We start from the raw sequence: 12,932 nt of genomic DNA, 5'->3' as shown, positions 1-12,932 counted from the left end.
GATCGGTTTCACCCATCCAGGGAGGCTCGCAGTGCTGCGCAGGGGACGCGAGAACAAGGCGTCGCGGTACGAGCTGCGGGCCCCGGATCCGCACTCGTCCGGCGCGAAGCCGCCGGAAATCCCGCGCGAGCTGGTCCCGAAGCACGTCGCGCTGGTCATGGACGGCAACGGCCGCTGGGCCAACCAGCGCGGCCTGCCGCGGATCGAAGGCCACAAGCGCGGCGAAGCGGTGATGATCGACGTCGCCGCCGGTGCCGTCGAGATCGGCGTCAAGTGGCTCTCGGTGTACGCGTTCTCGACGGAGAACTGGAAGCGCAGCCCCGAAGAGGTGCGGTTCCTGATGGGCTTCAACCGCGACACGATCCGCCGCCAGGTCGACTACCTGGGCTCGATCGGCGTGCGCATCCGCTGGGCCGGGCGGCGGCCGAAGCTGTGGGCGTCGGTGATCAAGGAGCTGCAGGCGGCCGAGGAGAAGACCAAGCACAACACGGCGCTGAACATGACGATGTGCGTCAACTACGGCGGCCGCGCCGAGCTGGGCGACGCGATGCAGCGGATCGCCCGCGACGTCGCCGACGGCAAGCTGAGCCCGGACAAGGTCAACGAGAAGACCATCGGCAAGTACCTGTACCAGCCGGACATGCCGGACGTGGACCTGTTCCTGCGGCCCTCGGGTGAGCAGCGGACGTCTAACTTCCTGCTGTGGCAGTCGGCCTACGCCGAGATGGTCTACCAGGACACGCTGTTCCCGGACTTCGACCGGACGCACCTGTGGCGCGCGTGCCTGGAGTTCGCGAAGCGGGATCGCCGCTTCGGTGCCGCTGTCGACCAGGCGTCGTCGTCATGAGCGCGACCGAAGCGGCCGAGACCGCGGAGCTGCTGACGCAGGCGAAGGAGTCCCTCGAGCGCTACCTCGAGGTGCACGTCGACGACGACGGCGCGCTGACGTTCTCCCACGGCGACGTCCCGTGCGTGATCCAGGCGACCCGGCTCGGCGAGGGGCTCACCGTGCTGACGCTGACCTGCGTGGTCGGCTGGGACCTCGCGGACGGGCCGGAGCTGTCGATCGCCGTCGCCGAGCGGGCGGGGCAGGGGCTGTTCGGGACGCTGGGTGTCGGGCACTCGGACAACGGCGTGGACGTGACCCTGCGGTACGCGTTCCCGGCGGCGGGCCTGGACGCGGCGGCGCTCGGGACGTTGCTGATGCTGGTCGTGTCGACGGCGTCGCAGCTGCGGACCGATTTGCCGGGAATCGTGCCCGGCGAGTAACCCACTCGGGGCGGTGTTTTCGCCGCGAACGGCGAATTCCGGCCGGAATCCGGCACTTCTCGACCGTTCGCGGCTGTGCGGCGCTCTCGCTGTCGGACCGTGCTGGCATCATCGCCGTCGTGAACATCGTTTCCGACTCGGCCCGGCGCACCCGCCGGTTCCGCATCAGCTCCGTCGAGGTGCTGTGCGCGATCCTGCTGGTCGCGATCCTGGCCCAGGGCTGGCTGCAGCGGGCGTTCGACGTGCCCGCGCTGCGCACCGGCTCGACCGTGTTCGTCGCGGTCTGCGTGCAGGCCCTGCCGTTCCTCGTGCTGGGCGTGCTGATCAGCGGGGCGATCGCGGCGTTCGTGCCGGCCCGGGTCCTGGAGAAGGTGCTGCCCCGTCGAGCCGGCGCGGCGGTCGGGGTCGCGGGGCTGGCCGGGGTCGCGCTGCCGGGCTGCGAGTGCGCTTCGGTGCCGGTGGCGCGCCGGCTGATGGGGCAGGGCGTGGCACCGGCGGCGGCGCTGACGTTCCTGCTGGCGGCGCCGGCGGTGAACCCGGTGGTGCTGGTGGCGACGGCCGTGGCGTTCCCGGGCCGGCCGGAGATGGTGCTGGCGCGCTTCGCGGGTTCACTGGCGACGGCGATGGTGATGGGCTGGCTGTGGGCCCGCTGGGGCAAGCTGGAGTGGATCACCGCCCGGGCGTTGCGGCGCTTGCCGGACGTGGCGGGTGGGCAGCGGTGGCGGGTGTTCGCCGAGACGGCCCGCACGGACCTGGTCGAGGCGGGCGGTTTCCTGGTGCTGGGAGCGCTGATCTCGTCGGCGCTGAACGTGCTCGTGCCGGCGCGCTGGTTCGGGGTGCTGGGCGAGCAGCTGGTGCTGGGCATCGTGGTGATGGCGGTGCTGGCGGTGGTACTGGCGCTGTGCAGCGAGGCGGACGCGTTCGTGGCGGCTTCGCTGACGGCGTTGCCGATGCTGCCGAAGCTGGTGTTCCTGGTGGTGGGGCCGGCGGTGGACGTGAAGCTGTTCGCCCTGCAGGCAGGCACGTTCGGCAAGTCATTCGCGGCGCGCTTCGCCCCGGCGACGTTCGTGGTGGCGGTGGTGTGCGCCGTGGTGGCGGGCTTGGTGGTGGGGGTGGCATGACGATGCCGGCTGATTCGATGGATGGTTCGCGAGCGCCGGCGCGCCGCTCTCGAGGTGCGGGCGTGGGCCGGAAGTCCTTGGCAGACAACGAGTCGCCGCCTGCTGCGCGGGTTGGCGGCCGGGCGCCGTTCACCTCGCGGATCGCCGGGTTCGGTCCCTCGCGCCATCACTCGTCGACCCTGGAGGCCGCGTGAAACGCGAAACCCAGAACATCCTGCTGATCCTGCTCGGCGGCGCGCTGGTCAAGATCGCGGTCAACGGCGACTACCTGCGGTACGTCAAGCCGGCGCAGCAGCCGTGGATCATCGCCGGCGGGGCGGTCATGGTGCTGCTCGGGGCCGTCGCCATCGTGCGCGATCTCCTGGCCGCGCGAGCCAAAGCCGCCGAGCCGGATCACGACGACCACGACCACTCCCACTCGGCGCGGCCCGCGTGGCTGCTGCTGGTGCCGGTACTGGCCGTCTTCCTCGTCGCACCGCCCGCACTGGGCGCGGACTCCGTGCTCCGCACCGAGGCGCGGGTCCCGGCGAGCGCGGCCGCCGCCAACGCCGCCGCCTTCCCGCCGTTGCCCACCGGGAACGTCGTGCCGCTGACGGTGAACGAGTTCGTCAGCCGGGCGGGCTGGGACGCGGCCGGCACCCTCGACAACCGCACCGTCTCCCTGACCGGATTCATCGTGCACACCGGCGGCCGCACACTGCTGGCCCGCCTGGTGATCAGCTGCTGCGCGGCGGACGCGTTCCCGGTGACGGTCCACCTCCGCGGCGGCGAAGCCGACCACCTGGCGAGCGACGCGTGGATCCAGGTGACGGGCCAGGTCGTCCCCGGCACGGCCACGAAGGACAACAGCTACACGCCCGACTTCACGTTGGCCTCGATGGCGACGGTCCCGGCCCCGAAGGACCCGTACGAGTACTGAGCCCGGCCCCGGGCGCCGATCGATGCGGCAGGCGCGCCCGGCTCGAACGAGTCGTTCATGACGTTAGGCCGGCCGGCGACCGGCGGCGACCCAGCCCACCGCAATCGCGGGCGGCGACCCGGCGTCGGCGAAGTCGCGTGGCCAGGGGCGGCGTGCCGGTCTGGCCCCGGAGGCCCGGGCTTGGCGCCCATCGGCAGCCGTGCTGCGTGGCGGCGGTGTCTTGAATGAGTCATTCAGGGCGTGGGAGGTCCTGAATGACTCATTCAAGACCTTTCCCCAGGGCGCGAGCGCCGGAAGCCGGCTCAGTGCTCCGCGCAGGTCCCGGTGATCTCCACCGTGTGCGAGATCTCCGAAAAGCCGTGCTCGGCCGCGATCTTCTCCGCCCAGCGCTCCACCGCCGGCCCCTCGACCTCCACCGTCCGCCCGCACAGGCGGCACACCAGGTGATGGTGGTGGTGCGCCGAGCAGCGCCGGTAGATCGCCTCGCCCGAATCCGTGCGGAGCACGTCGATCTCGCCGGCCTCCGACAGGGACTGTAGCGTGCGGTACACCGTCGTCAGGCCGATGCCGTCGCCGCGTTTGCGCAGCTCGTCGTGCAGTTCCTGGGCCGACCGGAAGTCGTCGACGGTGCTCAGCAGCTCGACGACCGCGGCCCGCTGGCGGGTCGATCGGCGCCCGGGCACCGGGGCTTGGCCGCGCGGGGCGACGGTGTTCATCACTTTCCTTCCTGCACGTGGGCGACGGCGTCGACGACGATGTGCGCCAGGTGATCGTCGGCGAGCCGGTAGACGACCTCGCGGCCGCGGCGCTCGCCCTGGACCACCCCGGCGGTCTTCAGCACCCGCAGGTGCTGGCTGATCAGCGGCTGGGCGACGTCGAGGGCGTCCACCAGCTCGTGCACGCACCGGTCAGCCGCGCGCAGCTGCAGCACGATCGCGATCCGGACCGGTGCCGCCAGCGCACGCAGCAGGTCGCCCGCGTCGGTCAGGACCGACGACGGCGGGTGTGCCGGTGCCTCGGCCGCCGCGGGTGCGCACTCCGCGAGGCCCGGCTGGGCGCCACCTCCGGTGACTGTCGCCATTCCCGCCTCCCCGCTGCTCGTCATCGCCGCCGGCGACCATGAATTCCGTAGTCATTGCCGATAACGGCACGGCCCATCCTAGTGTTCCCCGCGGTAGCACCCACTCCGTCATCTCGCCTTGCGAACTACGGCCGGTCGTATTGCTCCATTCGGGTGAGTTCGTGGGATAATTCCTCTTCGGCTTCGCATGTCGTGGCCGACGGTGCAAGGTTGTCGCGGAGCGTTTGGTCGCTTCTCGTACGCTGGCGACCCGCCCGAACGACCGCAGTGGGGAGACATGACCCGTTTCGCAAGCAAGGCAGCCGCGCTGACGGCCGTCCTCTTCCCGCTGGTCGGCGCCGGGGTCGCCGGGGCGCAGAGCCAGGCCGTCGACGAGAAGACCGGGCCGGTCTCGTTCGCGAACATCGCGTCGGTCCGGATCGGCGGCGAAGGCCAGCACGGCGGCGCCCTGATCACCGAGACCCAGCGCTCCCCGCTGCTGCCCGGCCAGTCGAAGCTCGGCACGGACCGCGTCACGGTCCCCAAGGACGACGGCGAGCGCGCCACCTTCGGCGGGCACTACCAGATCGACCTCGGCCGCTACACCAACGGCAACCCCTACCCGGCGGGCGTCGCGAGCCGCGACCACAACGTCGTCGCCGCGCTGCAGGCGACCACCGTGCCCACCGCCGTCGCCGAGACCAGCTACGCGCTGCGCGACACCTGGCAGGGCGGCGCGAAGGCGGCCGACAACACCGTGCTCGTGCTCGAAGGCGCCAAGACGGCGGTGGACTGCACCGCGCCGTCGAAGCTGACCGGCACGTCGTCGGTGACCCGGCTGTGGGTGCGCCAGGACGGCGGGCTCGGCATCGTCCCGATGCCCGGCGGCACCGCCGGCCTCGAGCTGAAGAACCTGCGGCTCGGCCCGCCCGGCGACATCGCGAACGCGAGCAAGGACACCACCCTCTCCGACCTCAAGCTGACCCGCGTCGGCGCGTTCGACCAGCTGATCCGCCAGGACGGCTGGCGAGGTGGCGACTACACCGCCGTCGCCGGCTGGCGCGTCGAGATCACCACCCACGTCAAGGACGCGGCCGGCGCCGCGGTGCAGGACGTCCAGACGAACATCGTGCTCGGCGGGGTCAGCTGCTCGGTGCCGAAGGGCTTCGTCGCGAAGGCCGCGGGCAGCACCGGCGGCGGCACGAGCGCGACGCAGGCCGCGGTGCCGACGCAGGTCCCGGCCGGGTACCTCGGCGCGGCCGCGCCCGATACGGGCGGGGACGGCTCGCGCGTCCCGCTCGGCATCGGGCTGCTCTTCGGCGGGGTGTTCTTCGGGGCCGTCGCGCTGCTGCTCGGCAGGCGGCGCAAGTCCGGGACGGACTAGGTGCTGCGCACCGGGCTGGCCGCCGTCTCGGCGGCGCTGGCCGTGGCCGCCTTCGCGGCCGGCGTCATCGTGCTGACCTGGCTGCCGCCGACGGCGACGCAGGCCGCCGCGCCACCGCCCGGCTCGCTGCCGGGGGAGAACGCGGCCCCGGCCGTGCTGCCCGCGGACAGCGAGTCCGCCGCGCAGCAGCGCCCGGGCACGGTCCGGCTGCCCGACGGCGCCACCGCCCGCCTGGTCCGGACGGAGCTCACCGACCGCGGCGTGCTCCCGATCCCGCGCGGCCTGGGTGACGCGGCCTGGTGGGGCGCGAAGCTGGGCGCGGCCCAGGGGGCGGCGCTGCTGTCCGGGCACGTGAACTGGGAAGGGCAGCGGGGGCCGTTCGACGAGCTCTGGCGCATGCGCGACGGCGACGAGGTGAGCGTGGTCGACGCGCGGGGCGGCCGCTGGGTCTACCGCGTCGACACCGTGACGACGCTGCCGAAGGAGACGCTGCCGGAGCAGGCCGCGAAGTGGTTCGGCCAGGACGGCCCGCACCGCCTGGTCCTGGTGACCTGCGGCGGCGACTACGTCGGCGGCACCGAGGGCTACGACGAGAACCGCCTGGTCACGGCCCAGCTGGTGACCCGCCCCACGGGCTGACCGAGTTCGGTGCAACCTCCCGCGCCCGCCGGCGCATGTGTGTCTTCGCAACGGCACGACAGCGAAGGAGCACAAGCGCATGCAGGAGCAGAACCCGGCGGAGCGGCGGAAGGGCCCCGGCCGCTGGTGGATCGTCGGCGTCGCCGGCGCTTTCTTGGTCGCGGCGCTCGTCGCCACGCTGCTCATCTTCACTGGAAAGGATGAACCCGCCGGCGCGAACGGCACGACCACGCCGGTGGCGGCCGCCGACCAGCCCGCGAAGCAGGACACCGGCCAGGCTCCCGCGCAGCTGTCCCTGCCCGGTGGCGGTGCCGCGAAGCTCGTCCAGGAGGACCTCGACGACGCGGGCGCCCTCAAGATCCCCGAAGGCCTCGACGAAGCCGCTTGGTGGGGCGCGAAGCTGGGCGCCGACCACGGCGTCGCCCTGCTGTCCGGGCACGTTAACTGGAAGGGCAAGAAGGGCCCGTTCACCGAGCTGTGGCAGGTCAAGCAGGGTCAGGAGGTCAAGCTGACCGACGCCGCGGGCGGTGCCTGGGTCTACCGGGTCGACGCGGCCGAGACCATCCACAAGTCCGAGCTGGCCGGCCGCTCGGAGCAGCTGTTCGACCCGGACGGCCCGCACAAGCTGCTCCTGGTCACCTGCGGTGGCGAGTACGTCGGCGGGAGCGAGGGGTACGAGGACAACCGGGTCGTCACGGCATCGCTGGTGACCCGGCCGTAGCCTGCGCGAAAAGCCCTGGGCCCAGGCGGATACCCTGGACGTTCAAGTCCGATAACCGTCCCCGCATGCTTCCGGAGCGTGGAGTGCCCACGAACACCATCGATACCGTAGTCAGCCTGTGCAAGCGCCGTGGTTTCGTCTTCCCCAGCGGAGAGATCTACGGCGGTACCCGCTCGGCGTGGGACTACGGGCCGCTCGGGGTCGAGCTCAAGGACAACATCAAGCGCCAGTGGTGGAAGACCGTGGTCCAGGGCCGCGACGACGTCGTCGGCCTCGACTCCTCGGTGATCCTGCCGCGCCAGGTGTGGGTGGCTTCGGGGCACGTCAACGTGTTCACCGACCCGCTGATCGAGTGCCTCTCGTGCCACAAGCGGTTCCGCGCCGACCAGCTCGCCGAAGAGTACTCGGCGCGCAGCGGCAAGGAGACGACCGAGGACGACCTGTCCGACGTGCCGTGCCCGAACTGCGGCACCCGTGGCAAGTACACGGCGCCGCGGGACTTCAACATGATGCTGAAGACCTACCTCGGCCCGGTGGAGTCCGAAGAAGGCCTGCACTACCTCCGCCCGGAGACGGCGCAGGGCATCTTCGTGAACTTCTCCAACGTCCAGACGACGACGCGGAAGAAGCCGCCGTTCGGCATCGGCCAGATCGGCAAGTCGTTCCGCAACGAGATCACGCCGGGCAACTTCATCTTCCGGACGCGTGAGTTCGAGCAGATGGAGATGGAGTTCTTCGTCGAGCCGGGCGAGGACGAGACCTGGCACCAGTACTGGATCGACGAGCGCACGAAGTGGTACACCGACCTCGGCATCAAGGCCGAGAACCTGCGCCACTTCGAGCACCCGAAGGAAAAGCTCTCGCACTACGCGAAGCGCACCGTCGACATCGAGTACCGGTTCGCGTTCAACGCCGGGCAGGAGTGGGGTGAGCTCGAGGGCATCGCCAACCGCACCGACTTCGACCTGACCACGCACTCGAACCACTCGGGCCAGGACCTGTCGTTCTTCGACCAGGCCTCGGGCCAGCGGTACCGGCCGTTCGTCATCGAGCCGGCGGCGGGTGTCGGCCGGTCGATGATGGCCTTCATGGTCGACGCCTACCACGAGGAAGAGGTGCCGAACGCCAAGGGCGGCACCGACACCCGCGTGGTGCTGAAGCTCGACCCGCGGCTCTCGCCGTTCAAGGCCGCGGTGCTGCCGCTCTCGCGCAACGCCGACCTGACCCCGAAGGCGAAGGCCGTCGCCGACCTGCTGCGCAAGCACTGGAACATCGACTTCGACGACGCCGGGTCGATCGGCAAGCGCTACCGCCGCCAGGAGGAGATCGGCACCCCGTACTGTGTGACGGTCGACTTCGACAGCCTCGAGGACAACGCCGTCACGGTCCGCGACCGCGACAGCATGGCGCAGGAACGCGTCGCGATCGACAAGCTGGAGTCCTACCTGGCCGGCCGCCTGATCGGCTGCTGACTCCGTAGGACATGAGGGGCACCTTCATGGCTCTAATAGCCATGAAGGTGCCCCTCATGGCATTCCGGGAGCCGTACCCCTGACACCTGTCACGGTCAGGTCGTGACGCACGATCCGGGAACGGCGGCCGCCGGCGCGGCAGCCTGGGCTCATGCGAGAAAACGACATCCAGGCGGTGGCGGCGGGGGCCGCGGTCCACCTCACCGGCCTGCGCAAGCACTACGGCGACGTGCACGCGGTCGACGGCGTCGACCTGACGATCGCCCCGGGCGAGGTGGTCGCCCTGCTCGGCCCCAACGGCGCCGGCAAGTCCACCACCGTCGACATGATCCTCGGCCTCAGCACACCGGACAGCGGCGAAGTGCGGGTCTTCGGCCGGAAGCCGATCGACGCGGTCCGCGCCGGCCTGATCGGCGCGATGCTGCAGGGCGGCGCCCTGATGGACGACCTGACCGTCGCCGAGACCGTCGGCATGGTCGCGGCCCTGCACCGCAAGCCGATGCCGGTGGCCGAGGCCCTGCGCGCCGCCGGCGTCGACGAGCTGGCCGGCCGCCGCGCGAACAAGCTCTCCGGTGGGCAGAAGCAGCGCGTGCGCTTCGCCGTCGCCCTGGTCAGCAACCCCGACCTGCTGATCCTCGACGAGCCGACGGCCGCGATGGACGTCGGGACCCGCCGCGAGTTCTGGCAGTCGATGTACGCGTTCACCGAGTCCGGCCGCACGGTCCTGTTCGCCACGCACTACCTCGAAGAAGCCGAGGAGTTCGCCGACCGCGTCGTGCTGATGCGGCGTGGCCGCGTCGTCGCCGACGGATCGGTCGCCGAGGTCCGCGCGCTGGCCGGTGGCCGCACGCTGCGGGCCGCCGTCCCGGGCGCCGCCGAAGCCGTGATCGCGGCGCTGCCCGGCGTCAAGGAGTTCGAGCTGCGCGGCGACCGCGTCGCGATCTCCACCGGCGACTCCGACGCGACGCTGTGGGCGCTCAAAGCCGCGGTGCCCACCGTGCACGACGTCGAGATCAGCGCCGTCGGCCTCGAAGGCGCCTTCCTCTCCCTGACCGCCGACGAGACCCCGGAGTCCGTCCGATGAACGCCACCTACCTGGTCACCGAGATCCGCCGGAACTTCCGGGCACCGCGGTTCCTGATCTTCGTCGTCGCCTTCCCGGTGCTGATGTTCCTGTTGCAGGCCAACGTCTTCACCAAGTCCTCCGATCCGGAGCACGCGCAGATCGTGGCCGTGATCATGATCAACATGATGACGTTCGGCGCGTTCGCCGCCGCGACCAACAGCGGAGCCCGGCTCGCGCTGGAGCGGGCGGCCGGCTGGCAGCGGCAGCTGCGCCTGACCCCGCTGACCGGCACCGGCTACCTCGCCGGCAAGGGCATCTCCGGCCTGCTCGTCGGACTGCCCGCGCTGATCCTCGTGCCGGTACTCGCCGTGGTGGCCGAGGGCGTGCACCTCGACGCGGCGGGCTGGGTGCGGATCTTCGCCGGCGTCTGGCTCGGCACGATCCCGCTGGTCCTGCTCGGGCTGCTGCTCGGCCAGTTCGGCACGCCCGACTCGATGCAGCCGGTCAACATGATCGTCACCCTCGGCATGGGCTTCCTCGGTGGGCTGTGGATCCCGATCGAGACCATGCCGTCCTGGATGCACGACGTCGCCCAGATCATGCCGACGTACTGGGTGCTGCAGCTGGCGCGGCCCGCGGTGACCACCGACATGGTGGTGTCGCTGCCGACCGCGGTGGCGGTGCTCGCGGGGTGGACGGTCGTGCTGGGGGCGCTGGTGATCAGGCGTTACCGTAAGGACAGCGCCCGGGTCTGAGGGCCGGGGACGGGGATGGGGAACGGCGATGGCCAAGGACGAAGCGCAGCAGTACGGGCTGGGCAACCACGAAACGTGGTGGGAGGACCCGCCGCCCAACCGCGGCCGCAGCGGGCCGGACAAGCTCCGGTGGCCGCTCCTGTCGGTCGTGTTCACCCTGCCGTACCTCATCCCGGTGACGAAGTCGCTGCTGGCCAGGGACCCGGTGACGCCCGGCGTGGTGGCGCTGTGGGCGCTCGTCTACGGCGTCGCGGTCTCGTACGCGCTCTTCCCGCTGGCGTTCGACCGCACCCGCCCGTTCCGGTTCGCCTACAGCGTGTGGATGCTCGTCCTGGGCCTAGCCGTGATCGCCGCGACGGGCGCCAGCCCCTTCGTCATGCTCTACGGCACCGCCGCGCTGGTGTTCCTGCTGCCGCTGGCCTGGGTGGTGATCCTCGACGGCGTCGCGCTGCTGCTGGCGGCCGGGATCCTGCTGCTGGACGGCCGGTTCGGCGACAACTGGGGCGACCTGGTCACCGTCGGGTCGGTGACGATGGCGATGTTCTTCATGTCCAGCCTGGTCCGGGCGGTCCGGCGGCTGCAGCAGGCCAACGAGGAGATCGCCACGCTCGCGGTGGCGAACGAACGCGAGCGCGTCGCCCGTGACCTGCACGACCTGCTCGGGCACAGCCTCACCACGATCACCGTCAAGGCGGGGCTGGCCCGGCGGGTGCTGGAGAGCGCCGGCGACATCCCGCGCGCGGTCGAGGAGATCCGCGAGGTCGAGGGCCTCACCCGCAGCGCGCTGTCCGACGTCCGCGCCACCGTGTCGGAGTACCGCGAGGTGTCGTTGTCGGCCGAGATCGTCGGCGCCCGGGCCGCGTTGCGGGCCGCGGAGATCGACGCCGACCTGCCGCACGCGGTCGACAACGTGCGGCCCGAGTTCCAGAGCGTCTTCGGGTACGTGCTGCGCGAGGCCGTGACGAACGTGCTGCGGCACTCCGGCGCGAAGCTGGTCAAGGTGAAGCTGGGGGACACCTGGCTGGAGGTCGAGGACGACGGGCGGGCCACCGAGGTCGTGCCGGGCAACGGCCTGCGCGGGCTGACCGAGCGGCTGGCCGCGGCCGGGGGCACCCTGCGGGCGTCGGCCCGGCCCGGGGGAGGATTGCTGGTGCGGGCGGAGATCCCGCTGCCGGAACCCCGCGCGGCCGCCCCGGCCGTGCGCGCCGAACCCGCGGGAGGACTCGCTTGATCCGGGTGTTGCTGGCCGACGACCAGGCCATGGTGCGCGGGGCGCTGGCCACCGTGCTGGGCCTGGAATCGGACATCGAGGTGGTCGGACAGGTCGGCTCCGGTGACGAGGTGGTGGCCGCCGCACGCGAGGCCAAGCCCGACGTCGCCCTGCTCGACGTGCAGATGCCCGGCAAGGACGGGCTGGAGGCGGCGGCCGACCTGCGGGCCGCGCTCCCGTCGTGCCGGGTCATCATCTGCACGACGTTCGGCCGGCCCGGCTACCTGGCGCGCGCGATGGCGGCGGGCGCCGCCGGGTTCGTCGTCAAGGACGCCCCGCCCGAGCAGCTCGTCGAGGCCGTCCGGCGAGTCCACAGTGGACTCCGGGTGGTGGACCCGGCACTGGCCGCCGAGTCACTGGCCACCGGGGCCAGCCCGCTCACCGGCCGGGAGCGGGATGTGCTGCGGGAAGCCAAGGACGGCAGCACGGTCGCCGACGTGGCGCGGGCCCTGCACCTGTCGGAAGGGACCGTCCGCAACCACCTGTCCGCCGCGATCGGCAAGACCGGCGCGCGGACGCGGGCCGAAGCGGTGCGGGTTTCGGAGGAGCGCGGCTGGCTCTGAGCGGCCGGTGGCCTTCTGACAAGATGGGCCGGGTGGGTACCGCTGAACGCACCAAACCGACGCTCGCGAGCTGGGCGCGCCGGATCGCCTTCGGCACGGTCCTCATGCTGCTCGCGCTCGTCGGCGGCACGGCGTTCCGCGTCTGGCAGGTCGCGCGCGTGAACGACCGGACGCCCGCCGACGTCATCGTGGTGCTGGGCGCGGCGCAGTACAACGGCAAGCCGTCGGACATCTACGCGGCGCGGCTGGTCAAGGCGAAGCAGCTCTACGACTCGGGCGTCGCGAAGACGATCGTCACCGCGGGCGGCAAGAAGGCCGAGGACAACTTCACCGAGGCCCGGGCCGGCCAGCTGTGGCTGACCCGGCACGGCGTGCCGCCGGACGCGACGCTGGCGGTCGGGGAGGGCAGCGACACGCTGCGCAGCCTCCGGGCGGTCGCGGACGAGGTCCAGGGGCGCGGCTGGCACACGGCGGTGCTCGTCAGCGACCCGTGGCACTCGTTCCGGGCCCGGACCATGGCCGACGACCTGGGGCTGGACGCCTGGACCGCGCCGACGCACAGCGGGCCGATCGTGCAGGAGCGCGTCACCCAGGTGCGCTACATCATCCGCGAGACCGGCGCGCTGCTGTACTACCGGCTGACGAAGACCCCGGCCGACGACCTGTTCGCCACGTTCCTGGGCTGAGAACTGT

Annotated in this window: 15 protein-coding genes; 13 read left to right on the top strand and 2 right to left on the bottom strand. The window is 71.7% G+C overall.

Annotation, left to right across the window (positions count from 1 at the left end):
- Positions 1 to 31 precede the first annotated feature (31 nt).
- The 4 genes from QQ657_RS11000 to QQ657_RS10985 all read left to right on the top strand — a co-directional run bounded on the left by QQ657_RS11000 (position 32) and on the right by QQ657_RS10985 (position 3,309).
- Positions 32 to 847, top strand: coding sequence for an isoprenyl transferase (locus QQ657_RS11000; RefSeq protein WP_284741967.1), 816 nt, complete (start codon positions 32 to 34; stop codon positions 845 to 847).
- Entirely contained in the window at positions 844 to 1,269 is a 426-nt protein-coding gene (locus tag QQ657_RS10995; RefSeq protein ID WP_284741966.1) for a YbjN domain-containing protein, read from the top strand. Before QQ657_RS11000 ends, QQ657_RS10995 begins: the two co-directional genes overlap by 4 nt.
- 119 nt (positions 1,270 to 1,388) lie before the next feature.
- A complete protein-coding gene (locus QQ657_RS10990) occupies positions 1,389 to 2,390 on the top strand; it encodes a permease (protein WP_284741965.1) in 1,002 nt (333 codons plus the stop codon).
- A gap of 190 nt (positions 2,391 to 2,580) precedes the next feature.
- Positions 2,581 to 3,309, top strand: coding sequence for a TIGR03943 family putative permease subunit (locus tag QQ657_RS10985; protein ID WP_284741964.1), 729 nt, complete (start codon positions 2,581 to 2,583; stop codon positions 3,307 to 3,309).
- Between the two features lie 302 nt (positions 3,310 to 3,611).
- On the opposite strand, the gene QQ657_RS10980 is transcribed toward QQ657_RS10985, so the two are convergent.
- Positions 3,612 to 4,025: a Fur family transcriptional regulator gene (locus QQ657_RS10980; RefSeq protein ID WP_284741963.1), complete on the bottom strand. Its 414-nt coding sequence runs from the start codon at positions 4,023 to 4,025 to the stop codon at positions 3,612 to 3,614.
- On the bottom strand, positions 4,025 to 4,390 hold the full coding sequence (locus QQ657_RS10975) for an ArsR/SmtB family transcription factor (protein WP_284741962.1): 366 nt from the start codon (positions 4,388 to 4,390) through the stop codon (positions 4,025 to 4,027). The genes QQ657_RS10980 and QQ657_RS10975 overlap by 1 nt, the downstream gene beginning before the upstream one ends.
- 277 nt (positions 4,391 to 4,667) lie before the next feature.
- Between QQ657_RS10975 and QQ657_RS10970 the strand changes: the two genes are divergently transcribed.
- From QQ657_RS10970 to QQ657_RS10930, 9 genes are all read left to right on the top strand, one after another.
- Entirely contained in the window at positions 4,668 to 5,753 is a 1,086-nt protein-coding gene (locus tag QQ657_RS10970) for an LPXTG cell wall anchor domain-containing protein (RefSeq protein ID WP_284741961.1), read from the top strand.
- Entirely contained in the window at positions 5,754 to 6,392 is a 639-nt protein-coding gene (locus QQ657_RS10965; protein WP_284741960.1) for a class F sortase, read from the top strand. It abuts the gene before it with no gap.
- A 79-nt stretch (positions 6,393 to 6,471) separates the two neighbouring features.
- Positions 6,472 to 7,113 (top strand): class F sortase, encoded by a 642-nt coding sequence (locus QQ657_RS10960; protein ID WP_284741959.1) that lies wholly within the window; start codon positions 6,472 to 6,474, stop codon positions 7,111 to 7,113.
- An 83-nt stretch (positions 7,114 to 7,196) separates the two neighbouring features.
- The gene (locus QQ657_RS10955) at positions 7,197 to 8,585 is read left to right on the top strand and encodes a glycine--tRNA ligase (RefSeq protein ID WP_284741958.1); all 1,389 of its coding nucleotides are present in this window, start codon (positions 7,197 to 7,199) and stop codon (positions 8,583 to 8,585) included.
- A gap of 151 nt (positions 8,586 to 8,736) precedes the next feature.
- Entirely contained in the window at positions 8,737 to 9,669 is a 933-nt protein-coding gene (locus QQ657_RS10950; protein ID WP_284741957.1) for an ABC transporter ATP-binding protein, read from the top strand.
- Positions 9,666 to 10,406, top strand: a complete 741-nt coding sequence (locus tag QQ657_RS10945) for an ABC transporter permease (RefSeq protein WP_284741956.1) — start codon at positions 9,666 to 9,668, stop codon at positions 10,404 to 10,406. Before QQ657_RS10950 ends, QQ657_RS10945 begins: the two co-directional genes overlap by 4 nt.
- Positions 10,407 to 10,434: 28 nt before the next feature.
- Positions 10,435 to 11,637: a sensor histidine kinase gene (locus QQ657_RS10940; protein ID WP_284741955.1), complete on the top strand. Its 1,203-nt coding sequence runs from the start codon at positions 10,435 to 10,437 to the stop codon at positions 11,635 to 11,637.
- Entirely contained in the window at positions 11,634 to 12,239 is a 606-nt protein-coding gene (locus tag QQ657_RS10935; RefSeq protein WP_284741954.1) for a response regulator transcription factor, read from the top strand. The genes QQ657_RS10940 and QQ657_RS10935 overlap by 4 nt, the downstream gene beginning before the upstream one ends.
- Before the next feature lie 32 nt (positions 12,240 to 12,271).
- Positions 12,272 to 12,925 (top strand): YdcF family protein, encoded by a 654-nt coding sequence (locus tag QQ657_RS10930; RefSeq protein ID WP_284741953.1) that lies wholly within the window; start codon positions 12,272 to 12,274, stop codon positions 12,923 to 12,925.
- Positions 12,926 to 12,932: the final 7 nt, after the last annotated feature.

The organism is Amycolatopsis ponsaeliensis, from assembly GCF_030182635.1.
Classification (GTDB): Bacteria; Actinomycetota; Actinomycetes; order Mycobacteriales; family Pseudonocardiaceae; genus Amycolatopsis; species Amycolatopsis ponsaeliensis.
This window is presented reverse-complemented; position numbering and strand designations above follow the sequence as displayed.